The following is a 22,748-nucleotide window of genomic DNA, read 5'->3' on the forward strand; positions in this document are numbered from 1 at the left end:
TTATTCCTCGTCCGCGTCCGCGTCGTCGGTTTCTTCGGCCTCGGCCTGGCGCTGCTCGCCGAGGTCGGTCAGTTCGACGCTCCCGCCTGCAGCTTCGACCTTCTCGCGAGCGCCCTCGGAGAAGTCGTCGGCGATGAGCGTGAGTTCGTGGCGGACCTGGCCGGCACCGAGTACCTTCACGTAATCGGCGTCGTCGGCGTCGTCGACCACATCACGGACATCGACACGGAAGCCGCCGTCTTCGACTTCGGCGACGTCCTCGGCGGCAAGCAGCGTGACATCCTCGTCGATCTCGCGAACGTCGATAGTCGCGGCCTCTTCCTGCACCTTCTGCGGGCGCTTGAAGCCGCTCTTGCCGAGCGGTTCGTGGTTGTGGAACTCGTGTTTGTCACGGCCTGCGGCACCGCGACCACCGCGGTGGCCGGCACCACGTCGGTTTTTGTGCGAGCCGCCGCCGTGCGTTCGCGAGCCGCGCTGTCGTTTCTTTTTACTCGTCATTATCGCATCGCCTCCAGGAGGTCGTCGATTCCCTCGGTGTCGTGTTTCCCGAGCTGCCCGCCCTCCTTGACGGGGTGTTTGACACCGTCGTGGCCGCCGCGTGGCGGGTGCAGACGGAGTGTCGGGGACAGTCCCTGCTCGCGCAGCGTCGTTTCCTCAGAGAGGAGCGCAAAGGCGAGTCCGGAAATGTCGTCGTAGTCCGTGTTCTCGGCGACCCACTCGTCGTCCACGTCGGCGTCGCCCTCGAGCGGCTCGGCGCGCGTAGCCAGAATCGTCTCTAGCGTCTCCTGGCTTGGCTCACCGAAGGCGACGAAGTCGTTGACCTTCGTCACCATGCCGCGGTAGGCGTCCGTCTCGGGGACGAGCGTGCAGTGGTTCACGTGGTGGATGTTGAGCATCTCCAGGGTGTCCTGGATGTCGCTGTGCATGTTGACTTCGCCACGGAGCTGGACGAGCGCGTGCATCACTCGATCACCTCTCGCTTCTCGAAGGTTCGTTCGGGGACGCGCGCCTCGGCCGTGTTCTGCAGGGCGTTGAACGTCGCCTTCGCGAAGTTGACCGTGGTGCGCGTGTTCCCGCTACTGCGTGTCCAGATGTCCTCGATACCGGCGAGTTCGAGCACCTTGCGGACGGTCTCCCCGCCCGCCAGGCCCAGCCCGCGCGGGGCCGGCTGGAGCTCGACCTCGACGCTCCCGGCCTTGCCCTCGGTGCGTAGCGCGACCGTGTGCGGACGGCCACAGCCACACTCCCAGGACCCGCAGCCACGGGAGACATCGATGATGTTCAGCTTCGCGATGTCGATGGCCTTCTGAATGGCACCGCCGACCTGATCGTCACGCCCTTCGGCGTAGCCGATGAGGCCGTTGCGGTTGCCAACGGCGACCACGCAGCGGAACTTCACGCGGCGGCCGGAGTCTGTCATCCGCTGGACCATGTTGATGTCCAGCACTTCGTCTTCCAGATCGGGAACGAGCTGGTCGACGACTTCCGATTCTTTCAGCGGGAGCCCGGAGTTCAGCGCCTCCTGCATGGAGTCGATTTCGCCCTCGACAACCTGCTTGCCGAGGCGTGTCCGTGGCTCCCATCCGTTGTTAGCACTCATAGTTCGATGTCACCGTCCAGTAGGGTCTCGCGGAGCTCGTCGAAGTGCTCCGGGAGGTCTGCAGCGTCGAAGTCGCCGCTGTACAGCGGCTCCTCAAGCTGCTCGTCGTACTCGGCGATGTGGGCACCGCGCGTGCGCTGCCAGTCGGCGAGTACGTCGTCGTTGTGCGGAATGTCCAGGCCGGCGTCGATTGCGCCTTCCTGTATTGCGAATACTTTGCTTCCGGGGGTCGGGCTGTTGAGTCCGATGTCAAGCACTGCTTCCTCGATGCCCGCTTCCTGCGCGCGAAGCCCGGCGAGCAGACCGGTGAGGTACGCCGAGGGCATGTTGCCCGTCGGAGCCTCCCAGCCGTACTCGGCGAGGTCGCTCGAGTGAGCGGACGCGAGGGTGTCGTCGCCGTTGGGGCCAAGCGTCACCAGCTGCGCCCTGACGTGTTTATTGCTCTTTCGAGCAACGAGACGTGGCTTGCCGGATTTCAACAGGCGCAACCGCTGATGGTAATCGGTTCTGGCCTCGCGGCGTCGCCGCATCGGTACTTTATATCGTGGTCCTGTCGCCATTATGCGTCACCGTGGTTTGCGTCGATGTAACGTTCGAGATCGGCAACGCTGTCGAACTCGCCACCGCCGGCCTTGTCGTACAGGTCGCGGTACTGCGAACTCGAAAGCGTTCCCTCGTCACGCAGTTCGCGCAGCTTCGTCCGCTGTGCGCGGATGCGTGACTCCCAGTCCTCCTTGGAGTTCTGCCGTGCGCCTGCCTTGCCCTTCCGGGAGCCGGCTCCCTTCTGGTGGCCGTACGCACGCTTCTTCTGGCGCTCCCGGGCGCGTCCACGGGAGTTGCCTTTCTTGTCTTTCGCCTGAATGGCGCCCTCATCGACCAGTTCGCGAACGTCCTCGCGGGTAATCGCGTCGGCGATGTCGCCCTGTCGCTCGGGGTTGAACCAGACGCGGTTCTTCCCGACGTCGAGGACGTCTGCCGCGAGTCGCTTCTGTGCGGAGAGATCAGTCATCACTCACTCACCTCGACTTCAACGTAGGTGGGGTTGAGCACGCGGATACCCGCGTCCTCGGCTTCCTCTTCGATTCGCTCGCGCTTGCGAGCGCCGACCTTCGAGGCGATTCGGACGGCCTCGGTGTCGCCGTCGACGCCTTCGAGGTCGTCCACGTTGTGCACGCGGACTTCCTCGAAGCCGGACGGGTGCTTGCCGCGAACCGCGGTCGGCGAGCGGAAGCCTGCCTCGACCGTGTCGCCCTTGCCCTTGATGCCGCGGCGCTGCTTCGAGAGCTGGCCGCGGGGCTTGCGCCACGAGGTCGAGACGCGCTTTTTCTTGTGGTGGTCCTGACGGTTGAACTGCGGCTTGCCGACCCGGTGTCGCTGGGTCAGCAGCCGCGCGTCCTCGTCGGAGAGGTCCGGTGTCTTGTCGGCGAGCCCGCGGGCCTGGAGTTCCGTCTCCACGTCCTCGTCGGGCGCTTCCTCGCCACCTTCCTCTTCGACTTCAGCTTCGGTCTCGGACTCGACTTCGAGTCCGCCGACGTCGGCCTTGATTCGGGCCGCCAGCGCGTTCCCGATACCGCTGACATCGGCGAGCGCGGACTGGTCGGCACCGCGAACGTCTTCGACCGACTCGAAGCCGGCCTCGCGGAGTGACTCCGCCTTGGACGGGCCGACGCCGCTGATGTCGGTCAGTTCGGTGTACTCTTCCTCTGCTTCGACGTCTTCTTCATTGTCCGCCATCAGACGTCACCTCGGTTCGGTTTGCGGGTGATGTACACCCCATCCTGGAACACGCGCACGTCCTTGTCGTTGATGCGCGTAAGCTGCTCGATGTCTGCGGCGGTCTGGCCGACGGCTTCGATGTCGGGACCGCTGATGGTCAGCTCCTCGCCGTCGATTTCGACGTCCGTGTCGCCGTGGATCGTCGTGCGGCGGGGGGCCTTCTCGCCCAGGAAGTTCTCGATGACGACTTCGTCACCCTCGACGTCGACCTGCATCGGGAAGTGGGAGTAGAATACCTCCATACCGTACTCCCAGCCCTCGGTCACGCCGTGGAACATGTTCTCGATGTGGCTCTGGAAGGTACCGATCGTCGACATCGTCTTGGCGTTGTCCTCGTCGGACTCGATGGCGACCGTGTCGCCGTCGACGGACACGTCGATGTCAGGGTACCAGAGCCGACGTGTGACGCTGCCGTTGTCCCCCTCGACAGTGATGTCGAGATGGTCCTGCTCGGCGTCCACGTCCTCCGGAATCTCCAGTTCTACTCGTGGCATTGTTAGTATACGTACGCGATGACTTGGCCACCGACGCCCTGCTCACGAGCCTCGTAGTGGCTCATGATGCCGTGGCTGGTCGTAACGACGAGGGTCCCGTAGTCACGGGCGGGGAGGAACCGCTTCTCCCACTTTTCGAACTCGTCTGCGCCCGCAGAGTAGCGGGGCTTGACCGGGCCACACTCGTTGATGGCTCCTTTCAGTTCGACTTCGAACTCGCCGGCTTTGCCGTCGTCGACGAAGCTGAACCCGTCGATGTACCCGCGGTCATAGAAGACCTCGAGGACGCTGCCGATCTCGTTCGAAGCGGGCGATACTGTCTGCTCTAGATGCCCGACGCTTTCGGCGTTGTTAAGCGCCGACAGTGCGTTGGCAAATGGGTCGTTCCCTGTCATTGTTAGCTGTACTTCTTGAAGCCCATGCCCCGCGAGATCTCGCGGAAGCACTGGCGGCACAGCCAGATGTTGTACTTGCCGACGAGTCCCTGTTCGCGCCCGCAGCGCTGACAGGACTCGAGCTGGCCAGTTCGCTCACTGGTTGCCGTCTCGGAATCGGGCTCGTCTGTGGTTTCACTTTCGCTCATTCGCTCACCTCCACGTCGTAGGTCGACTCGATGAAGGCGACCGCGTCCGCCGGGTTGAGTCGATGCTTCGTCGGAATCGAGCGCGACGCCTTGTCGCGCTTTGCGACGCGGTAGCCGGGGCGGACGAGGTTGACCGTCACGTCCAGCCCGTAGATTCCGATGCTCGGGTCGTACTCCTGGCTCGGGAACTCGGTGTGTTCCTCGATGCCGAAGCTGAAGTTGCCGGTGTCATCGAACTGGCTCGTCGCCAGTTCGGCGAGCGGCAGTGCGGTGTCGAGGAACTCCTCGGCTATCTCGTCGCGAAGGGTGACCTTCGCACCGATGGGGTCGCCCTCGCGGATGTCGAACTCGCCGACGGTCCGCTTGGCCTTCGTTCGCACCGGCGCCTGCCCGGTGATCTCCCCGAGGATGTCCTCCGCGTTGGCGAGGTCGCGGCCACCGTGGCCGATACCCATGTGAACGACGACCTTCTCGATGCGCGGCTCGCGCATCTCGTGGAAGTCGCCGCCGGACTCACTCTCGGAGCTCATTCGTCATCACCCTCGCTCGCGGCTTCGCCGCTCACGGTCTCCGACTCGTCGTCCGAGTCGCTCGTGAAGTTCTCGTCAATGACGACGACGTACTCTTCGACCGTTTCGAAGCCTTCACCATCGTCTTGCGAGACGATCACGTTGTTCTGGGCTGAACCCGGCGTCACCTGAATCTCTTCGATTTCGCCGACTTCGCCCGCGTGGGCGCCGTCGACGGCGGTGACGAGCGCGCCCTCTTCGTACTCGAAGTGGGCCACGATCTCGCCGTCCTCGTTACCGACGACGATGGAGTCGCCACCGTCGTAGGTCTGGCCGTCCTCGACGATGAGCGTCTCACCGTCGTGGAGACCAAGCTGGACGTCGCCACCGGAGACGTGGGTCTTGGTGACGATCTTGCCGAGCTTCGATTGGGCCGCGTCCGGGTCGATTGCGGTCAGCGCCAGCCGACCGCCCTCGCCGGGGAACACGCGGTAGTACTCCTCGCGCTCGGTGAAGGCCAGAATGTCGAACATCCCGACGGGGCGTTCCTCGTCGGAGATGGCCTTCCCGTTGATGAGGACGTTGTCCTCGTTGAGGGCATAGCGGGCTTCCTTGCGGTTGTCGGCGTAGCCGAGCACGTCCCGAAGGACGATGAGAAGGGGAACCCCGTCCTCACCGTGCGGGCCGGCACCGGCTTTCACCGTAAACGTCGCTGTCTTGCGCTCTACGGGCCAGCTGTCCGGCACCGAGAGTCGCTTCTGGTGGTTACTCATGCGGAATCATCCTCCGATTCGAGACGCGCCTCGCGCTTCTCGTCTTCGAGGTCTAGGTCCGTCACGCGGACGTTTGAGGTGTCAAGCGGCCGCGGGACTTCCTCACCGTCCGTCTTTTCGAGCGTGACGTCTTCGACGTGGATGACAGCCTTGTCGAGATTGACTTCGAGGACTTCGCCTTCTTCGCCGGCGTAGTCGCCACGGAGCACCTCGACGGTGTCACCAGCGTTGACGCGGACGTTGCGCTGGCCGTACTCCTCGCGGAGGTCGGCCGTAAGCGTCGCCCGGACCTGCTTGTGCCGCTCGTGAAGCGGGGCACGTCGTTGACTCTTGCGTTGTTTGTCTGGTTGCTTGCTCATGGTTCTATACGATCATCGTCGCTGCTGATGCCACACTGCCGAATCGCTGTGCGACTTCCCGTGCGATGGGACCTTTCAGCTCGGTCCCGCGCGGGTCCTCGTTCTCGTCGACGATGACGGCCGCGTTGTCTTCGAACTTGACGCGGGTGCCGTCGGGTCGACGGATCGGCTTTCGCTGGCGGACGACGACGGCTTCGAGCACCTGGCGACGCATTTCGGGCGTCCCCTTGGTGACCGAGACCGTGATCTTGTCGCCCAGCCCAGCCTTGGGGTGGCGGTTCTTCGTTCCCGAGTAGCCGTGGACGGAAATGACCTTGAGTTCGCGCGCTCCCGTGTTGTCCGCACACGTGATGAGCGAGCCCTTCTCCAGGCCTTGCGTGACGTCAGCACCGAGTGCTTCCATCAGGCATCACCGTCCTGTTCGTCGTTCGCGGCCTCATCCGAGCCCGCGCTAACGACGACGTGGCTTTTCGTTTTCGAGAGCGGTCGACACTCTGCTATCGTGACCGTGTCACCAACCGCGAGGTCGAGACAATCGGGTGCGTGAGCCGGAACGCGGCTCCGCCGCTTCATGAAGCGGTCGTATTTCGGCACCTTCACGTCGTACTCGCGCTCGACGACAACGGTCTTCTCCATGTCAGTGGAGGCTACCTCGCCGTTCAGTGTCTGTCCGCGCACGGAGAGCTCTCCGTGGAACGGGCAGTTCTGATCGGCACAGGTGTCCTCCGGTTCCTGTACGTTCAGTCCTAGCGCCATAGTGAATCTCCTGTGTTCTCTGTGCGACGAGCGGGACGCGCGACGAGTCGGTCGCCATCGACGAGAACCGTCTCGGTCGACAGGTCAAACGCGAATGTCGCGCTGTCCTTCGGCACGTGCCACACCCGGTCGGCCCCCTCGATTGTCAGCATCTGTGTCGTCTCCATGACGACAGTTCCGCTGATACCGACGGCGTCCGGGTTGGACGCCGCGACGACCTCGCAGTCGAGGCCGACGAGTTCGTGTCGTGGGAGCGTCTCGGGTGTCAGTGGCATTATTCGTTCTCCTGCAGGTCGCCTTCTTCGCCCTGAATCGTCTTGATGCGGGCGATGGCCTTCCGCAGCTCCTTGATGCGGCCGGGGTTCTCCGGCGCACCACCCGCGGCCTGCACGGCCCGGGCGTTCAGCAGTTCGGTCTTCAGGTCGTCGAGTTCCGCCTCGCGCTCGGCGGGCGTCATGTCCCGAATCTCTTGGACGTGGAGAACGGTCATTCGTCGTCACCCTCCTCGTCCATTTCGTCCATCAGCTCTTCGGCTTCCGCTTCGACGTCCTCGTCGAGTTCCTCGTCGACAGCGTCTTCGAGTTCGTCGACATCGACGTCCTCGACATCGTCGTCAGTCGGGACTTCGACGTCTTCCTCGACGATTTCCTCGTCGACGAACTCCTCGTCAGCCTCGGACTCGTCGTCGGCCCCGGTGGCCACGTCTTCGTCGAGTTCCTCGGCCGTCTCGCTGTCTTCAGGCTCGCCTTCGAGGAGTTCCTCGACGGACTCGCCGTCGGTGTCGGCCACGTAGTCCTCGACATCGACATCCTCGTAGATCTCGAAGTCGTCGGGGAGCTCCGCGTCCGGCGGGATGATCTTGACTCGGACCCCGATGGTGCCGAGCTTCATCACGGCGACGCCGACACCGCTGTCGACGATCTCCTCTGCGGGTTCGCCGTTGTGCTTGACGTAGCCGCGGTTGAACTTCTCCACGCGTGAGCGTGCACCAGTGACCTTTCCGGAGAGGACGATCTCTGCGCCGAGTGCGCCCGACTCCATGATACGGTCGATGGTGGTGTGGCCCGCTTTGCGGAAGTACCAGCCACGCTCTAAGGCGTTGGCCAGTCGGTCCGCGACGATGCGGGCGTTGAGGTCCGGCTCGTCGACTTCCTGCACGTCGACCTGTGGGTCGTCGAGGTTGAAGCGGTCCTCGAGTTCCGTCGTGATCTTCCGGATGTTCTTCCCGCCCTTGCCGATGACCATCCCTGGCTTCTCGGCTTTGAGCACGATCTGGGTCCCCATCGGCGTCTTGGCGACGTCCATGCCGCCGTAGCCGGCGCGACCGAGTTCCTCTGCGAAGAACTCGTCGATCTGGGTCCGCTGAAGTCCGTCCTCGATGAACTGTTGTTCGTCGGCCATTATTCGTCGGCCTCCGGTTCTTCGAGGATGAGTTCGACGTCGACCTGTGGGCTGTTCCACGCCGAGGCACGCCCCATCGCGCGGGGCTTGCGACCCTGCTGCTCGCCGACCTTGTGGGCGGCGACGTGCTTGATCGTCATGGCTTCACCGTCGAAGCCCTGATGGTCGGCGTTGCCGACTGCGTTTTCCAGCAGGTCGAGGAAGGCCTTGCTGGCCTTCTCCGGGTAGCGCCCGGCGTCCCAGCCGTCGACCTTGCTTTTGTGGCCGACGCCCGAGTTGTGCTGTTTGAACGGAACGGGCTGGTCGCCCTCGATAACCGCCTCGAGGTAGTCGACAGCCTCGCCGGCCGTTTTGCCCTTGACCTCGCGGGCGATGGCCTTGCTGTGCTTGAAGCTCATCTGCCGCTCCCGGAGCATCGCTTTGGCCGTCGTGTCCGGGTCGGCTTCGACTGAGTAACTGATTCCCATGATTATTTGAGCGGTACGAACTTCGAGGAGCGTGTCGCTCCGATACCGGCCTGACCGTGTTCGACGCTACTCCGTGTGAGCTGGAACTCACCGAGGTAGTGGCCGAGCATCTCGGGCTCGACTTTGACGCGCTCGAAGTTCTGGCCGTCGTGGACGGCGAAGGTCAGCCCGACCATCTCCGGGACCACCGGCATGTCGCGCAGGTGCGTCCGGATCGGGTCGTTGGCTGTCTCCTCTTCGCCGGCCTCGCGGGCCTTTTCGAGGAGCTTGTGTTTCTCCTCGGTCAGGCCGCGTACGATACTTCGCCGCTGTCGAGCGGGGAGCAGTTCCGCGACTTCCTCGAGCTCCATCTCCTGCAGCTCGTCGAGCGTGTGGCCGCGGAAGGAGAACTCTCCTTCGTGGCCGATTTGATATTCTGAGCTCATTCGTTGCCACCTCGACCTGTTCGCTTCGAGGCGATGTCCCCGACCTTACGGCCAGGCGGGGCGTTCCGCGAGATGGACTTGGGCTTGCCGGGGTGCTGGCGGCCACCGCCACCGAAGGGGTGGTCGACGGCGTTCATCGCCACACCGCGGACGTTGGGCCACTTGGTCCCTCGCGCTTTCATCTTGTGATGCTTGTTGCCAGCCTTCACGAACGGCTTGTCAGTTCGGCCGCCACCGGCGACGACGCCGATGGTGGCGCGACACTGCGGGTCAAGCCGCTTCATCTCCCCGGATGGGAGCTTGACGACCGCGACGTTGCGGTCGTGGGTGAGCAGCTGGGCGTTGACACCCGACGCGCGGGCGAACTTCCCACCGTCACCGGGGCTGGATTCGACGTTACACACCGGAACCCCCTCTGGGATCTCCGCCAGCGGGAGCGTGTTCCCGGGTGCGATCTCGGCGCTGACGCCGACCTGTAGCTCGTCACCCACCCCGACGCCTTCCGGCGCGAGGATGAGTCGTCGGTCGCCGTCTTCGAACTCGACGGCAGCGACCGGAGCCGAGCGGGCAGGGTCGTGCTCGATGTCGACGACCGTGCCGGCGACAACGTCGCCGTCCTCGACCTTGCGGTGCTCCAGATCAGCCTTGTAACGGTGCGACGGAGCGCGGAATGTGGAGGTCCCGCGGCCGCGCCGTTGTCCTTGGATTCGTCGTCCCATCGTTAGAACACCCCAATTCTGGAGGCGACTTCCTGAGCGTCGTCGTCTTCGGAGAGACGAACGACGGCCTTCTTCTCGCCGTCCATCGTGTTCTGCGTGTTGACCTTGACGACTGTCACGTCGTACTGCTCCTCGACGGCGTCGATGACCTCGCCCTTGGAGGCGCGGTCGTCGACGGCGAACTGGAGCTTGTTCTGGAAGTCCATGTCGTTCATGGCCTTCTCCGTGACGTGTGGGTGCTTGATGACATCCCAGCTCATCGCTCGGCCACCTCCGCGAGTGCGGATTCCGTGAATACTGTGAGTCGACCGGGCACGCCGCCGGGCGCGAGGTCCTCCGAGTTGACCTCGCTGGCGGTTGCCACGTCGGCCCCCGCGAGGTTGCGGGCGGCCGTCGACGGCTCGTCACTGGTCACGAAGAGAATCGAGGCGGGACGACGGTACTTCCGTCCACGGGCCGAGCCCTGTCCAGCCTTGATCTTCGTCTCGTCGGCGCGTTCGATGTCGGCGTCGACATCGAGCGCCTCCAGCAGCGAGACGACTTCCTGCGTCTTGACGAGGTCCTCGAAGTCGTCGGAGACGACGACGGGCACTTCGTCACGGTCGAACTCGTGGCCACGGTCGGCGACGAGGTCGGCGTCGGCCGTCGCGGCCAGCGCCGAGCGAACGGCCAGCTGCCGTTCCTTGTCGTTGAGGTCGAGCGAGCGGTCCTTCTCGGCTTTCGGCGGGTGGGCGCTTCGCCCCTTGACCGCCTGCGGGACGCGGCGGGCACGGCCGTCCTGCTTCGGGACGTGTGCCTGCCCGCGGCCGCTACCGAAGGACTCGGCCGGCGTTCGGAGGCCGGCGTACTCGTCGGACCCGTAGTCCTGCTTCCGGTTGGCCTGTGCGGCACGTACAGCTTTGCCGATGAGGTCGGACCGAACCGGCGTCTCGAAGACGTCCGGCAGGTCGACCTCGCCGTCTGTGTTGCCGTCCAGGTCGTAGATTGTTGCCTGCATAGGTTATCCCTGATTCGATTCGTTGGAGACGTAGCGCACCTCGGGGTCGAGGCGCGGCTGGTCGTTCGGACGCACCGCGGGTCGGAAGCGCACCAGGCGCTTGTCCGGACCGGGCACGGAGCCCTTCACGAGCGTGTACGACCCATCGACCTCGCCGTAGTTGACGAAACCGCCGTCGACGGTGGGCTCGTCGCCCTCGCCGATGTCGATGAGGCGCTTGTTGAGCTCGGTGCGCTGGTGGTAGCCGGTCTGCCCCTGCTGGGGGACCGTCGAGCGCACACGGGACGGGTTCCACGGACCGAGGTTGCCGATCCGTCGGCGCCATCCCTGACGGGCGTGCTTGCCTTTCCGCTTCTGGACGCCCCACCGCTTGACGGGACCCTGCGTCCCTTTGCCCTTCGTGACACCGGCCACGTCAGCGTACTCGCCGGCGCGGAAGATGTCGTTCATGGCGTGTTCGCCACCGTCCTCGACGAGGTCGAGGGCGTGGTCGAGGCGGTCCGAAACGGACCCACCGCCGACGCGAGTCTCCATCACGTCGGGCTTTTTCTTCGGGACGCTCGGGACGGCGTCGGGGACGGTGTGCGTAATAACTCGCAGGTCCCCGAGGTCACCGGCCTCGTGAGCGTCGCGTATCTGTTCCTCAGCAGCGTCCGGGTCGTGGTCCTCCGGAACGTCCAGGGTCCGGTCGAGTTCCGAGTGGAACTCGTCGGTCCAGACTTCCGTCAGCGGACGCTGACCGTACGGCGTGTCTTCGTACGCTCGCAGGGCGACGGCGCGCATCGGCGGCGTCTCGATGACTGTCACGGGGACAGTCTCCTCCATCCCCTCGCGGGGGGAGTTGGGTTCGTCGTTGACGAGCACGACGTGTGTCATGCCTGCCTTGTAGCCGGCGAACCCTTGGACGCCCGGCTGCCCGTCGTCAGACGGCCAGCTGTTGAAGCGAGGGGTCTCGCTCGTCGAGCGCTTGCGCGGGCCAAAGCCCATTGAGCCTTTGCGTGGTCTGCTTGGTTGTGGCATTCGTTTACTCCGTGAGGGTTAGACAGGTGAGGGAGGCGAACAGAGCTTCTTCCGTTCGCACGACCTCACTGCCCTGGTTCGGAACCGTATTCAGCCAGAGGTCGAACCCTTCTGGTTCGTCGCTCGTCTGGTCTCCCCCGACGGCGTCCGGGGCAACGTCGAGTATCGACGGTAACCCGCGCTCGGGTGCCCCGAAGGCGACGGTCATGCCGCCCTCGGCGTCGCGCCGCTCGGCCAGCTGGCCGAGACGGGTCGACGTTACCGGCTCGCCGTATCGCGAGGACGCGATAGTGAGCCCGGCATCGTCGCGCGAGAGTGCCGCATCGAGGTCCGCGGCGACAACGTCGAATCCCGTTGTGGGGGCGTCGACGAGTTTCGCCCGGACCGGCCGTCGCGAAGAGACCCTGACGGTCACGCGCTCCCCCTGTTCCACGTCCATATCCGCTGGGACGGGAAGGGAGATCGGGTGTTGCATGCCGCAATTGACCCGGACGCGCCCATCAGCTCCGACCTCGGTCACGATTCCCTGTCTTAACGACCCCGAACCCTCAGATCCGGAGCCGGTCTGTGAACGCACGCGGAGCGGCGGCAGGACGCCGACGTACTCCAGTTCGTCCCGCTTACCCCACATCTCCTTTCGGAGGTGCGGGGGCGTCGCGGCGTACCGCAGCACGGTTTCGACGAACCCGTCTTCCCACTTGCCCGCCCCATCTGGGTCGGGGTACACTATCAGCCGATCAACCCGGTAGACCGCGGCCGCGCGGGCCACGTAACCGAGCTTGCGAGTTGCCTCGCGTCTGTCTTCGGCTTCCCGTGTGAGGGAAGACGGCACGAGTACGCTGGTCGTCATGCCGTGACGCTTCCACGTCGCGCCACTAGACTGTGCCGATATCTCCCCTTCCCGGGCTTAAAAAGACCCCGTTTCGTGCTCGCGATGCGTCGCGTTCACATGGTCCGTCATGCCGGTTCGGGAGCGATACGCACGGTGGCCGGTTTGCCGCTTCCGAAAGAGCGTGTCCCGTGACAGCATCACATGCTCGGGCCGTCAGCGAGGACGGCGATTGCCCTCACATCCCATGATTTTTCCCCGGAAAACGGAAGGCTTTTTACTCTCACCCCCGCCAGATTTGATTGCAACGAGGCGTTGCGCACTGGTGCTGAGCGACCCACGGTCGCGAAGGGCAGTGCAGCCGAAGTGAGCGCTGGTAGTGTAGTTGGTATCACGTGACCTTGCCATGGTCACAACCTGGGTTCAAATCCCAGCCAGCGCATTTCTGTCGACGCAAACCGACGAGCGTAGCGAGTCGCGTCGCCGGAGACTATCTCTGCGCTGTCGTGAACGTCCGAGAAAATGTTGTCTCGCCAACGGGTGGAGACATCATTATTTGTTATCCCGTCGACAGTGATATCACATGACAGACGAGACGGTCCACGAGTCACAGGAGAAGCGAAGTCGCAGAGGAATCGCGTCGTACTTCCGACGATTGGCGAATAGACTCAGCCGCGGCGAGCCGGCCCCGGCCGACGAGGAACAGACTGTGACGGTCGACCCGCCGGCCGAGGCCGATTTCGAGGTCGAAGTCGAACGCGAGGACGGTACTGTCAGCCTCGAGATCGACATGGAGTGGGACGAAACGGAGGGTGAGGTTGAGACCGAGGTCGTCGCGAGCAAGGCGACCTTTGAGGTGTACGAGGACAGCGCCGAGCAGTACCGCTGGCGACTCGTTCACGACAACGGGAACATCATCGCCGACAGCGGCGAGGGCTACGCCTCCAAGCAGAAGGCAAACCAAGGGCTAGAAAGTGTCAAGAACAACGCGCCCGGCGCGTACGTCGTCGACGAGTCCAAAGACGAAGACGCGCCCGACGACGGCGGCAGCAAGGCCACGTTCGAACTGTTCAAAGACAGTGAGGACAAGGCCCGCTGGCGGCTCCGCCACGATAACGGGGAGATAATCGCCGACTGCGGGCAGGGGTACGCCTCTAAGCAGAAAGCGAAGCAAGGACTCCAGAGCGTGAAGACGAACGCTCGCGGGGCACCGGTTGAGGACAGCGAGTAAGCGCTTCGAACAGCGACTTTTTCGGCAGTCCACAGGCGAGCACCACAGCGGTTAGGTCTCGGGCGCGCGTGGGCATCAGTATGACCTGCATAGGGTTTCTCTCGGTCGCACCGGTCATCGAAGACAGTATGTCGTCGCACGTCGCTGACGCCGTCGCGGCGCTTGAGGCGTTCGACGTCGAGTACGAGACGACGCCGATGGGGACGATAATCGAAGCAGAAGACAGCGAGGAACTGTTCGCGGCCACTCATGCCGCCCACGAGGCCGTCGGCGAGCAGACCGACCGTGTGAGCACATTCCTGAAAATCGACGACAAACGGACCGTCGACCAGCAGGCACAGGACAAGGTCGACGCCGTCGAAGAGCATCTCGGTCGGGCGGCCAGAAGCGACGCGGCCGAAGGCGGAGATTAAAGGGAAGGGTGCCAAAGACGGCGTATGGACAGTCTCAATCGGATGGCCACGGAGCTCGTTGACGAGGCCATCGACTTCGCTGACGAACTCACGATAGACGTACACGCGCTGGAGGGGGACGCCGCAGTCCTCGATTTCGGCGTCGAGGTCCCCGGCGCTGTCGAGGCCGGCATGCTACTTGCGGAAATCCAGACGGCCGGACTGGCAACGGTCCAGTCCACGATGAACACCGTCGGTGGCGCGCCGCTGAACCACGTCGAACTGTCGACGGACCACCCGGCGCTGGCCCTGTTGTGCTCCCAGAAGGGCGGCTGGGAGCTGGCCGTCGACGACTTCGAAGCGCTGGGCAGCGGTCCTGCACGCGCGCTGGTCGCCGAGGAGGAGGCCTTCCAGCGCATCGGCTATCGCGAGGACGCCGACTTCGCTGTGCTGGCGCTTGAAACCGACGAGCTGCCGGACGAAGCCGTCGCCAGTCAGGTGGCAGAGCGCACCGGCGTCCCCGAGACGGGCGTGTTCCTGCCGTCCTTTGCGACAGCGAGTGTCACCGGGAGCGTCGTCGCCGCGGCACGGGCCGCCGAACTGGCTGTCTTCCGGCTGGCCGAACTCGGCTTCGACCCGGTGTCGGTGCTGTCGGCCACTGGCCGCGCACCGGTCGCGCCGGTCGCCGGGGACGAGGCCACGGCGATGGCCCGGACCACAGACGCGCTGGCCTACGGCAGCGAGGTCCACCTCACCGTCGACGAGTCTTTCGACCGCTTCGACGAGGTGCCGTCCGTCGCCGCCCGAGAGTACGGCAGGCCGCTCGAAGGCGTCTTCGAGGACGCGGACTGGGACTTCTCGGAGCTCCCCGTCGAACTGTTCGGCCCGGCCGCGGTCACCATCGATGTCGTCGGCGGCGACACGCACGTGGTCGGTGAGACGAGCGAGGGCGTGTTAACCGAGAGTTTCGGCCTGTAATCGTAGTCTGGTATGCGCTACAAGGTCGCACCACCAGCTCGCTCGCGCTCGTTTCTGGAGACGGCAAGAGACGCAGTTCCGCTTGTCCCCGACAGCGAGGCCGACTGTTGTCGAGCGATACAGACGGCGACTGACGTGTCAGACCGCGAAACGGCCCGGGAGTACCTGGTGTTCCTGCAGGCGCTGGGGCTGGTCGCCGAGAGCGAGCGGGGCTACTACCGAACGAGGACCGACCTCGACCGGGCGGCCCTCGCGAGAGCGTTCGAGGATTCTGTCTTCGGCGTCGACGTACTCCTCGGCGCGCTCGGTCCGCAGCCGGTAGCCGCAGACGCCGCGTTCGACGCGCTCCGAAGCGAGGTTCCTCGCTGGGAGCGCGAGCGGCACGCCGACTGGGAGGCCATCTGGCTGGAGCGCGTCACGAATCTGCTGGAGTGGGCCACGACGTTCGGGCTCGTAGAGAAAACAGCTGATGGCTACCGACAACCCTCGGAAAACGGGACGGCTCGATAAAACGGCGGGCCGCTACTCCGCCGGGTCGATATCTGTGACGGTGCCTACGCCCTTGGAACTCCCCTCGCGGAAGACGAACTTCTGGCCCTCCTCGACGAGATAGGAGCGGAATTTGAATCGGACCCGGGCCGTGCCGGCGTCGCCCGGGAGCAACTGCCCGCCGTCCGGGTAGAATGCCGCGGCTTCGCTGACCGTTTCGAGGTGGACCACGGGTTCATAACCGTCGCCGATGCGAGTGGGGTGGTTCAACACCATCACCTCGGCCTCGAACTCACGGACCGGCGACGGGTCCGCGTCGTTCGGGAGCAGGACCATCCCGCGCTCGATGTCCTGCTCGCGGACGCCTTTCAGCGCGATACCGACGATGCGCCCGGCCTTGGCCTCGTCGACCCGGTGGTAGTGCATCTCGATTGACCGGACCTCGACCTCGCGGAAGCTCCCGTCCTGCATCGGTCCGAGGAGCAGTTCGTCGCCGGCTTCGACCTCGCCTGATTTGATGGTGCCCGATGCGACCGCGCCGACCCCCTGAACGTTGTACGTCCGGTCGACATACATCCGGAAGTCGCCGACCTCGCCGGCGGTCTTCGGCAGCGCCTCGAACATCTCGTCGAGGTCGTCCAGCCCCTCCTTCGTGACGGCGCTGGTGGTGACGACGGGGACGACAGTCTCAGAGATCTCGTCGATAGCCGTGTCCACGCCGTGGCGCTCCACCCGGAGCGGCGTCTTGTCGACCTCTCGCAGTGCCTGCTCGACGGAGCGCTCGACCTCGGCGACCCGTTCTTCGTCGACGAGGTCGGTTTTGGTGATAGCGACAATCGTCGGCAGGTCCGTCGCCAGCAGGATACCGAGGTGTTCCCGCGTCGTCTCTGTCACGCCGTCGTCAGCTGCGACCGTCAGCAGTCCGTAGTCGAGTTTCTGGCCGACGAGACCGCGAATCGTCGTCCGAAGCCACGGCTCGTGACCCACAGTGTCGACGAAAGAGACCAGCCGGTCGGACTCCTCGACGACGCGAGCGCGGTCGTCCTTCCGATGTGGGTTGTCCATGCGAATCGGCTCCCCGTCGTCGTCGAAGCCGTAGACGCCGTATGAGAGGTCTGCCGACAGTCCACGCTCGACTTCGTGCGGCTGGACATCCAGAAAGCCGCGTGTCCCGCCTTCGCCGTCGTCGGCGTCGCCGGTGACCAGCGACCCCACGAGGGTGGATTTCCCATGGTCGACGTGTCCGGCGGTTCCGACGACAATGTGGTCGTCGTCCGCGAGGACCGACCCCTCAGAGACCGTCGCGACACCCACGATACCGTCTGTGTCGGTCGCCCCGCTGTCCGAGACACCGTCGACACCCCATGTTTTGACATCCTCGATGTGTGCGCCCGCCTCCTCTGCTAGCAGGCTGAGTACGTCCATCGATTCGGAGAACTCCGCCGGCGAGATGCCGGCGAGACCGCCGTCGTCGGTGACGCCGACGACGTACGTCGCCTCCCCGTCCCCAGAGAGAACGCGGTGGCGGAGCTGGGCCGTGAGGGATTCAAGTCGCCCCTCGGACAGGTGGAGGTTTTCGGTGAGCCGTTCTTTGAACTCGACGCTGCCGCCCTCCCGCTCGCCGCGGTCAATCGCACGCCGGAGGACAGCCCGGTCGGGGCTCATACCCCTTGGTTACTGTGGGGCAGATATAAGCCTTCCCCGGATTTACGCCTCCAGAGCCCTCCTGAATCCGGTGGCTGAGTGTGTCTCTCACAGTAGTACTCGGACGGATATTTATACCCGATGACGTGGCCAGCACGGCTCGTGGACTGAACTGCCACGCGGAGTTCGCGATTGTGTGGTGCCGCTCCGCGTGTCTGCTCCGGCCATGGCGTCACCTGTTTGCCACTCCGTTCAGCGGCTGGTCTAAACGTCGGTCACAGGACCGTCAGTTCCGGTAGGGCGCAACCGCTTCGAGAAAGCCGTCACCGTAGCTCGCATCGGTCACCCGGTCGGCCCGTTCGAGCGCCGTCTCGTCGGCATTAGCAACGGCTACGGCCTCGCCGGCCAGGTCGAACATCTGGGCGTCGTTCACCGAGTCGCCGACCGCCAGAAACGCCTCCGGCTCCAGATTCAGTTCCGCACACACCGCTTCGAGACCCGTCCCCTTGTCGACGACCGGGTCCGTCACATGGTAAGCGAAGCCGGTGTCGAGGACGACGAGCCCGCGCGCTGCGGCCAGCTCCTCCAGCGGTTCGAGCGGCTGATCGAGCGACACGACAAGTTCCGTCTCGCGCCACCGGTTCCCCAGGTCGATCTGCCCGAAGCCGAGGTCGTGACCCAGGTCGCGGTAGGCTTCGCCGACCGCTAGTGCCGCCTCGTGGTCGCCTTCCAGCCTGAGTTCGTCGGTCGCTTCGACGAACACGACGCCGCCGTTCTCGGCGACGACCGTCCGTTCGATACCGAGGAACTCACAGAGGGCAATCGGGAACGGCATTGCCTTGCCGGTGGCGATGACAACACGTGCAGGCCACTCGTGGAGGACTGGCATGATATGAGGGTCGATTGCGCGGTTCTCGTCGGTCAACGTCCCGTCGATGTCGACAATAAGCGGCGGCGCGTCGTTGTCCATACGTCTGGGTTCGGAGCACCGCATATGGAAATTGCGGTCAATCGTCGGTCAGCGTCTCGTAGGCCGCTTGCACCTGCTTGAACTCCGCCTCGCTCCCGCTGTCGGTGTCGGGATGGACCTCTTTGACTTTCTCCCGGTAGGCGCGCTTGATCGTACTCTGGTCCGCATCCGGATCAAGGCCTAACTGCCTGTAGGCCTCTGCTGGACTCGGTCCCGATGACTGGACACGCTGTCGGCGCTGCCGGCCGCCTGCTGTCTGGCTGCGCTGTCGGCGGCGGCGTTGCCCGCCCTGAGTCGCTCGCGAGCGACGCGCTCGGCGGCCGTCCCGTGGCGGTTCCCACTCCTCGCGTGGGCCGGCCCCGAACCCACCGCGGCGGCCGGTCCCCGTGTTCTGTGCCGCCTGTCGCTCCACACGCTCGTAGAGGTTTGCGGCCATTTTCCCGCTGAGATGGTAGTACATGAAATACGTCGACACGCCGAACATGAGCGCCAGAAAGAGCACCGCGGGATTGATCAGAAGACCCACCGCTGTCAGGACGACTGTCAGGCCTCCGAACACCACTGCGATTCCCTTGGTGAGCCCATCGTACTGCACGCACCTGTCTTCGGTCCACAGGCCTGTAAGCGTCCCGCCTCTCACGCCCGACTCGTTCGTGTACCGGGTTCGATAGCGGGCGACCACACCGGAGTTACAACGGCGCACCGACACACTGAATCGACACCGCACGGGCTGATAGACAAGTTCTGCCAAAACCGCACCACGGCAGTACGTCTGACACGGCCTTACTACTCCCCTACGGACTGTTAGTGAGCGTCTATTACTCCCCCTGAACCCCCGCTCGTTTCTACTGGATATCTCGCTCACGTCTGGTGGTTCACTGGGGTGGGTTTTCACTTTCACCTCGGTCTAGACAGTATTAAGAAGAACCGACGGCATCTATTCCGTTGTACGCGGCTATCGTTTCACGCGTCACCAGCACAGTTCGTCGAGCACCGTAGCCACGACTTTCGAGTTCGCTGCGGCCGCCGCCGAATCGCAGACAAGAAGGATTAAACGCTATCGATGAATACGTATTCGCCGCCAGAAATGACAGGATCACGGGTAGCTACGACGAGGGGTATCGACCGACAGACGGCCGCTGTCGGGAGGAGGAGCGGGCGATGAGTAACAGCGACCTTTCCGCCGACGAGATCACGCTCCCGATCAAACGTACCGACGGTGACACAATTGAAGAGCGACTCACAGGCAACGCCTACCACAACATTCTTCCGGCTCGCTACCTCCGGAAGGATGCCAACGGCGACCTCATTGAGCAACCCGAAGACCTCTTCGACCGCGTCGCCAGGAACATCGCGCTCGCCGAGGCCGTGTTCGAGGCCAACAAGCAGGCGGTTGACGTACACGTCTCGCCGGACCAGCTGAAGCCCGACCACCCGCGCCGCGACGAACTCGCCGACGAGGTGTTCGGCAAGGGCACGTCGGTCGACGACGACGTCGAGACCGAACTCTCTGTCTACAACGTCAACAAGTTCGCTTACGAGACGATTGTGCCGGAACTGCCTGAGGGCGTCCGCGAGCACGTCGAATCGACCGCCGATGCCTTCCGGGAGCAGATGGAGCAGCTCTCCTTTATGCCGAACTCGCCGACGCTGATGAACGCCGGCGACGAACTCCAGCAGCTTTCGGCCTGTTTCGTCGACTCGCCGGCCGATGACATCGACGACATCCACCAGACCGCAAAGGAGGCCGCACAGGTCTTCCAGTCCGGCGGCGGCATGGGCTATGCGTTCTGGAAACTCCGACCGTACGGCGACCCCGTCGGCTCGACCGGCGGCATCGCCTCCGGGCCCATCACGTTCATGCGGACCTACGACCAGATGTGCGAGACCATCGCACAGGGTGGCGCCCGCCGCGGGGCCCAGATGGGTGTCATGCGCGTCTCTCACCCGGACGTCATCCAGTTCATCCACGCCAAGAACAAGGACGTCTCGCTGGCCGAGACGCTTCGCCTGAACGACCCGGACGACTTCACGCACAACTCCTTCGCCGAGGCACTGGAGGAGGCCCGTGAACTCATCGACGACGACGGTAAGGTGCCAAAGCACCTCCGCAACGCCGTCGAGGGCCACCTTTCGAACTTCAACATTTCCGTCGGCGTCACCGACGAGTTCATGGAGGCGCTGAAGGCCGGCGAGGAGTTCACGTTCACGAACCCGCGAACGGGCGAGGCCCATATTGTCACCGAGGAGACAAAGGAACTGTACGATATGTTCGGCCTCGGCGAACACGTCGAGGTCGGCGAGGAACTCTCGATCCCGGCCGAAGAGCTCTGGGACGACATCGTCGAGGGCGCCCACGAGAACGGCGAGCCCGGCGTTATCTACCTCGAACGGGTGAACAAACAGCACTCCTTCGACGTGGAAGAGCATCCCGACCACGAGATTCTCGCCACGAACCCGTGTGGCGAACAGCCCCTCGAGGAGTACGAGGCCTGCAACCTCGGGCACATCAACCTCTCGACGCTGGCCGCCACGGACGCGCCGGACTGGCGCGTCTGGTCGGACCGGCACGCTGACGAATACGACTCGACCGAAGCGGCCATCGACGCGTTCCTCGAAGACGCCATCGACTGGGACGAGTTCGACCGACGCATCGAACTCGGTACCCGCTTCCTCGAGAACGTCGTCACGATGTCCGACTTCCCGGTCGAGAAGATCGAACAGAAGGTTCGGGAGATGCGCAAGATCGGCCTCGGTATCATGGGGCTGGCCCAGCTGTACATTCAGCTCGGTGTCGCCTACGGGACCGAGGAGGCCAACGAGATCGCGCGCCAGACGATGCGACACATCAACCACGGGTCCAAGGCCGCGAGTCACGAACTCGCCGAGGAACGTGGTGTCTTCTCCGAGTGGGAGAACTCCAAGTACGCGAACCCGACGGAGTACGCCGACTGGTTCGAGAAGCAGACCGGCGAAGACGCCGACGATTGGGCGGACGGCTACGCCATCCGAAACCACAACACCACGACCATCGCCCCGACCGGGACGACCTCGATGATCGGCAACACGACGGGCGGGTGTGAGCCGATTTACAACGTCGCCTACTACAAGAACGTCTCCGGCGACGTGCAGGGCGACGAGATGCTCGTGGAGTTCGACGACTACTTCCTCCGTGCGCTGGAGGACAACGACATCGACGTCGAGGCCGTCAAACAGGAGGCCCAGGAGCAGATGGCTAACAACGAGTTCGACGGCGTAGACGGGCTGACGACCGTGCCCGACGCCATCGGCGAGCTGTTCGTCACGACGGGCGACCTTTCCGCTCAGCAGCACGCCGGCATTCAGGTGGCCTGCCAGGAAGGTGTCGACTCAGCCATCTCGAAGACGGTCAACGCGCCAAACGACTCGACCGTCGACGACGCCGCCGAAGTGTTCGAGTACATCTACGACCACGGCGGCAAGGGCGTCACCTACTACCGCGACGGCACCCGCAGCAAGCAGGTGCTGACGACACGCGCCCAGAACACCGAGTTCTCCGATATGGACGCCGACGAGATCGTCGCCCAGATCGAGGAGGTCTTCGGCGGTATCGAAGGCTTCCTCGAAGACGATGCCGTTCAGGCGGCCATCGACGACTCCATCGAACAGGTGCTTGGCGTCGCCGACGGGGACGCCGAGTACGCCGAGAAGCAGACCCGACCGGACGTGCTCCACGGCGTAACACAGCGCATCGACACCGGCTACGGGAAGCTCTACGTCAACATCAACGAGGATCCCGAGGCCGACCGGCCGTTCGAGCTGTTCGCCAACATCGGCAACTCCGGTGGCTTCACCGCCTCCTTCACCGAGGCGCTGGCGAAGACCATCTCGACGGCGCTCCGCTCGGGCGTCGACCCCGAAGAGATTGCCGACGAACTGCAGGGCATCCGGTCGCCGAAGGTCGCCTGGGACAAGGGCGAGCAGATCCAGTCCATCCCGGACGCCATCGGCACGGCCCTGCGTCGCTACCTCGACGGCGACGTCGACAAGGCCTATCCCGACCAGACCACGCTGGAGGAAACCGCCGAAAAAGCTGAAGGCGAGACCGCCACGCAGACCCAGACCGACGGCGGCGCGGCCGCCGCAGCCGACACGAACGGTGACCAGCAGGACATCATCGACGCCGGCGAGAGCCCGGAGTGTCCTGACTGTGGCTCGCTGTCGCTGTACTACTCAGAGGGGTGCAAGACCTGCGAGTCCTGTGGCTGGTCCGAGTGCTGACGTAGTCGCGTGACACACGGAGCCGGCTTTCACCGCGATTGACGACGTTTCTTTTTCAGGTCTGCTGTCGACGAGC

General features: G+C 64.3%; 32 protein-coding genes and 1 tRNA gene. 6 read left to right on the forward strand and 27 right to left on the reverse strand.

The annotated features are described in order from the left end of the window. Genes C437_RS10600 through C437_RS10715 form a run of 24 tightly spaced genes read right to left on the reverse strand, consistent with a single transcriptional unit; the run spans position 1 to position 12,729 of the window. Positions 1-498, reverse strand: coding sequence for an uL15m family ribosomal protein (locus C437_RS10600; RefSeq protein ID WP_004516949.1), 498 nt, complete (start codon positions 496-498; stop codon positions 1-3). Continuing rightward, complete coding sequence (gene rpmD, locus C437_RS10605) at positions 498-962, reverse strand: 50S ribosomal protein L30 (RefSeq protein ID WP_004516950.1); 465 nt, start codon at positions 960-962, stop codon at positions 498-500. The genes C437_RS10600 and rpmD overlap by 1 nt, the downstream gene beginning before the upstream one ends. Further along, positions 962-1,600 (reverse strand): 30S ribosomal protein S5, encoded by a 639-nt coding sequence (locus C437_RS10610; protein WP_004516951.1) that lies wholly within the window; start codon positions 1,598-1,600, stop codon positions 962-964. Before C437_RS10610 ends, rpmD begins: the two co-directional genes overlap by 1 nt. Then, entirely contained in the window at positions 1,597-2,160 is a 564-nt protein-coding gene (locus C437_RS10615; RefSeq protein WP_023843357.1) for a 50S ribosomal protein L18, read from the reverse strand. Before C437_RS10615 ends, C437_RS10610 begins: the two co-directional genes overlap by 4 nt. Beyond that, a complete protein-coding gene (locus tag C437_RS10620) occupies positions 2,160-2,609 on the reverse strand; it encodes a 50S ribosomal protein L19e (protein WP_004516953.1) in 450 nt (149 codons plus the stop codon). The genes C437_RS10615 and C437_RS10620 overlap by 1 nt, the downstream gene beginning before the upstream one ends. Beyond that, positions 2,609-3,334 carry a 50S ribosomal protein L32e gene (locus C437_RS10625; protein ID WP_004516954.1) on the reverse strand — a complete coding sequence of 242 codons (726 nt, stop codon included), beginning with the start codon at positions 3,332-3,334 and terminating at the stop codon, positions 2,609-2,611. Before C437_RS10625 ends, C437_RS10620 begins: the two co-directional genes overlap by 1 nt. Beyond that, entirely contained in the window at positions 3,334-3,870 is a 537-nt protein-coding gene (locus C437_RS10630) for a 50S ribosomal protein L6 (RefSeq protein WP_004516955.1), read from the reverse strand. Before C437_RS10630 ends, C437_RS10625 begins: the two co-directional genes overlap by 1 nt. 2 nt (positions 3,871-3,872) lie before the next feature. Continuing rightward, on the reverse strand, positions 3,873-4,265 hold the full coding sequence (locus C437_RS10635) for a 30S ribosomal protein S8 (RefSeq protein ID WP_004516956.1): 393 nt from the start codon (positions 4,263-4,265) through the stop codon (positions 3,873-3,875). Between the two features lie 2 nt (positions 4,266-4,267). Beyond that, the gene (locus C437_RS10640) at positions 4,268-4,453 is read right to left on the reverse strand and encodes a 30S ribosomal protein S14 (RefSeq protein WP_004516957.1); all 186 of its coding nucleotides are present in this window, start codon (positions 4,451-4,453) and stop codon (positions 4,268-4,270) included. Then, the gene (locus tag C437_RS10645; RefSeq protein ID WP_004516958.1) at positions 4,450-4,983 is read right to left on the reverse strand and encodes a 50S ribosomal protein L5; all 534 of its coding nucleotides are present in this window, start codon (positions 4,981-4,983) and stop codon (positions 4,450-4,452) included. Before C437_RS10645 ends, C437_RS10640 begins: the two co-directional genes overlap by 4 nt. Beyond that, positions 4,980-5,735, reverse strand: a complete 756-nt coding sequence (locus C437_RS10650) for a 30S ribosomal protein S4e (protein WP_004516959.1) — start codon at positions 5,733-5,735, stop codon at positions 4,980-4,982. Before C437_RS10650 ends, C437_RS10645 begins: the two co-directional genes overlap by 4 nt. Further along, complete coding sequence (gene rplX / locus C437_RS10655) at positions 5,732-6,094, reverse strand: 50S ribosomal protein L24 (RefSeq protein WP_004516960.1); 363 nt, start codon at positions 6,092-6,094, stop codon at positions 5,732-5,734. The genes C437_RS10650 and rplX overlap by 4 nt, the downstream gene beginning before the upstream one ends. 4 nt (positions 6,095-6,098) lie before the next feature. After that, on the reverse strand, positions 6,099-6,497 hold the full coding sequence (locus C437_RS10660) for a 50S ribosomal protein L14 (RefSeq protein ID WP_004516961.1): 399 nt from the start codon (positions 6,495-6,497) through the stop codon (positions 6,099-6,101). Then, positions 6,497-6,850, reverse strand: a complete 354-nt coding sequence (locus C437_RS10665) for a 30S ribosomal protein S17 (protein WP_004516962.1) — start codon at positions 6,848-6,850, stop codon at positions 6,497-6,499. The genes C437_RS10660 and C437_RS10665 overlap by 1 nt, the downstream gene beginning before the upstream one ends. Further along, positions 6,841-7,125, reverse strand: coding sequence for a ribonuclease P protein component 1 (locus C437_RS10670; protein WP_004516963.1), 285 nt, complete (start codon positions 7,123-7,125; stop codon positions 6,841-6,843). Before C437_RS10670 ends, C437_RS10665 begins: the two co-directional genes overlap by 10 nt. Beyond that, the gene (rpmC, locus tag C437_RS10675) at positions 7,125-7,340 is read right to left on the reverse strand and encodes a 50S ribosomal protein L29 (protein WP_004516964.1); all 216 of its coding nucleotides are present in this window, start codon (positions 7,338-7,340) and stop codon (positions 7,125-7,127) included. Before rpmC ends, C437_RS10670 begins: the two co-directional genes overlap by 1 nt. Beyond that, entirely contained in the window at positions 7,337-8,251 is a 915-nt protein-coding gene (locus C437_RS10680) for a 30S ribosomal protein S3 (RefSeq protein ID WP_004516965.1), read from the reverse strand. The genes rpmC and C437_RS10680 overlap by 4 nt, the downstream gene beginning before the upstream one ends. Then, positions 8,251-8,718 carry a 50S ribosomal protein L22 gene (locus C437_RS10685; RefSeq protein WP_004516966.1) on the reverse strand — a complete coding sequence of 156 codons (468 nt, stop codon included), beginning with the start codon at positions 8,716-8,718 and terminating at the stop codon, positions 8,251-8,253. Before C437_RS10685 ends, C437_RS10680 begins: the two co-directional genes overlap by 1 nt. 2 nt (positions 8,719-8,720) lie before the next feature. Next, entirely contained in the window at positions 8,721-9,143 is a 423-nt protein-coding gene (locus C437_RS10690) for a 30S ribosomal protein S19 (RefSeq protein ID WP_004516967.1), read from the reverse strand. Continuing rightward, complete coding sequence (locus tag C437_RS10695) at positions 9,140-9,862, reverse strand: 50S ribosomal protein L2 (RefSeq protein WP_004516968.1); 723 nt, start codon at positions 9,860-9,862, stop codon at positions 9,140-9,142. The genes C437_RS10690 and C437_RS10695 overlap by 4 nt, the downstream gene beginning before the upstream one ends. A 2-nt stretch (positions 9,863-9,864) precedes the next feature. Beyond that, on the reverse strand, positions 9,865-10,122 hold the full coding sequence (locus C437_RS10700; RefSeq protein ID WP_004516969.1) for a 50S ribosomal protein L23: 258 nt from the start codon (positions 10,120-10,122) through the stop codon (positions 9,865-9,867). Then, on the reverse strand, positions 10,119-10,859 hold the full coding sequence (gene rpl4p, locus C437_RS10705; RefSeq protein ID WP_004516970.1) for a 50S ribosomal protein L4: 741 nt from the start codon (positions 10,857-10,859) through the stop codon (positions 10,119-10,121). Before rpl4p ends, C437_RS10700 begins: the two co-directional genes overlap by 4 nt. A gap of 3 nt (positions 10,860-10,862) precedes the next feature. Further along, positions 10,863-11,879, reverse strand: a complete 1,017-nt coding sequence (gene rpl3p, locus C437_RS10710) for a 50S ribosomal protein L3 (RefSeq protein WP_004516971.1) — start codon at positions 11,877-11,879, stop codon at positions 10,863-10,865. A gap of 4 nt (positions 11,880-11,883) precedes the next feature. Continuing rightward, entirely contained in the window at positions 11,884-12,729 is an 846-nt protein-coding gene (locus tag C437_RS10715) for a putative RNA uridine N3 methyltransferase (RefSeq protein ID WP_004516972.1), read from the reverse strand. A gap of 349 nt (positions 12,730-13,078) precedes the next feature. On the opposite strand from C437_RS10715, the gene C437_RS10720 reads away from it, so the two are divergent. The 5 genes from C437_RS10720 to C437_RS10740 all read left to right on the forward strand — a co-directional run bounded on the left by C437_RS10720 (position 13,079) and on the right by C437_RS10740 (position 15,819). Further along, a tRNA-Gly gene (locus C437_RS10720) sits at positions 13,079-13,150 on the forward strand. Positions 13,151-13,291: 141 nt separating this feature from the next. Continuing rightward, the gene (locus tag C437_RS10725; RefSeq protein WP_004516973.1) at positions 13,292-13,939 is read left to right on the forward strand and encodes an HVO_2922 family protein; all 648 of its coding nucleotides are present in this window, start codon (positions 13,292-13,294) and stop codon (positions 13,937-13,939) included. Positions 13,940-14,019: 80 nt separating this feature from the next. Continuing rightward, the gene (locus tag C437_RS10730) at positions 14,020-14,352 is read left to right on the forward strand and encodes an MTH1187 family thiamine-binding protein (protein WP_049919737.1); all 333 of its coding nucleotides are present in this window, start codon (positions 14,020-14,022) and stop codon (positions 14,350-14,352) included. A gap of 24 nt (positions 14,353-14,376) precedes the next feature. Continuing rightward, complete coding sequence (gene mch, locus C437_RS10735) at positions 14,377-15,309, forward strand: methenyltetrahydromethanopterin cyclohydrolase (protein WP_004516975.1); 933 nt, start codon at positions 14,377-14,379, stop codon at positions 15,307-15,309. Between the two features lie 12 nt (positions 15,310-15,321). After that, positions 15,322-15,819, forward strand: a complete 498-nt coding sequence (locus C437_RS10740; protein ID WP_004516976.1) for a hypothetical protein — start codon at positions 15,322-15,324, stop codon at positions 15,817-15,819. A gap of 12 nt (positions 15,820-15,831) precedes the next feature. On the opposite strand, the gene C437_RS10745 is transcribed toward C437_RS10740, so the two are convergent. The 3 genes from C437_RS10745 to C437_RS10755 form a co-directional block, all read right to left on the reverse strand. Next, a complete protein-coding gene (locus C437_RS10745; protein ID WP_004516977.1) occupies positions 15,832-17,463 on the reverse strand; it encodes a GTPBP1 family GTP-binding protein in 1,632 nt (543 codons plus the stop codon). A gap of 265 nt (positions 17,464-17,728) precedes the next feature. After that, on the reverse strand, positions 17,729-18,412 hold the full coding sequence (locus C437_RS10750; protein WP_004516978.1) for a phosphoglycolate phosphatase: 684 nt from the start codon (positions 18,410-18,412) through the stop codon (positions 17,729-17,731). Between the two features lie 37 nt (positions 18,413-18,449). Further along, on the reverse strand, positions 18,450-19,007 hold the full coding sequence (locus C437_RS10755; protein WP_004516979.1) for a J domain-containing protein: 558 nt from the start codon (positions 19,005-19,007) through the stop codon (positions 18,450-18,452). Between the two features lie 566 nt (positions 19,008-19,573). Here C437_RS10755 and C437_RS10760 point away from each other — a divergent pair. Beyond that, a complete protein-coding gene (locus C437_RS10760; RefSeq protein WP_004516980.1) occupies positions 19,574-22,672 on the forward strand; it encodes an adenosylcobalamin-dependent ribonucleoside-diphosphate reductase in 3,099 nt (1,032 codons plus the stop codon). Positions 22,673-22,748 lie beyond the last annotated feature (76 nt).

The organism is Haloarcula vallismortis ATCC 29715, from assembly GCF_000337775.1.
Lineage (GTDB): Archaea > Halobacteriota > Halobacteria > Halobacteriales > Haloarculaceae > Haloarcula > Haloarcula vallismortis.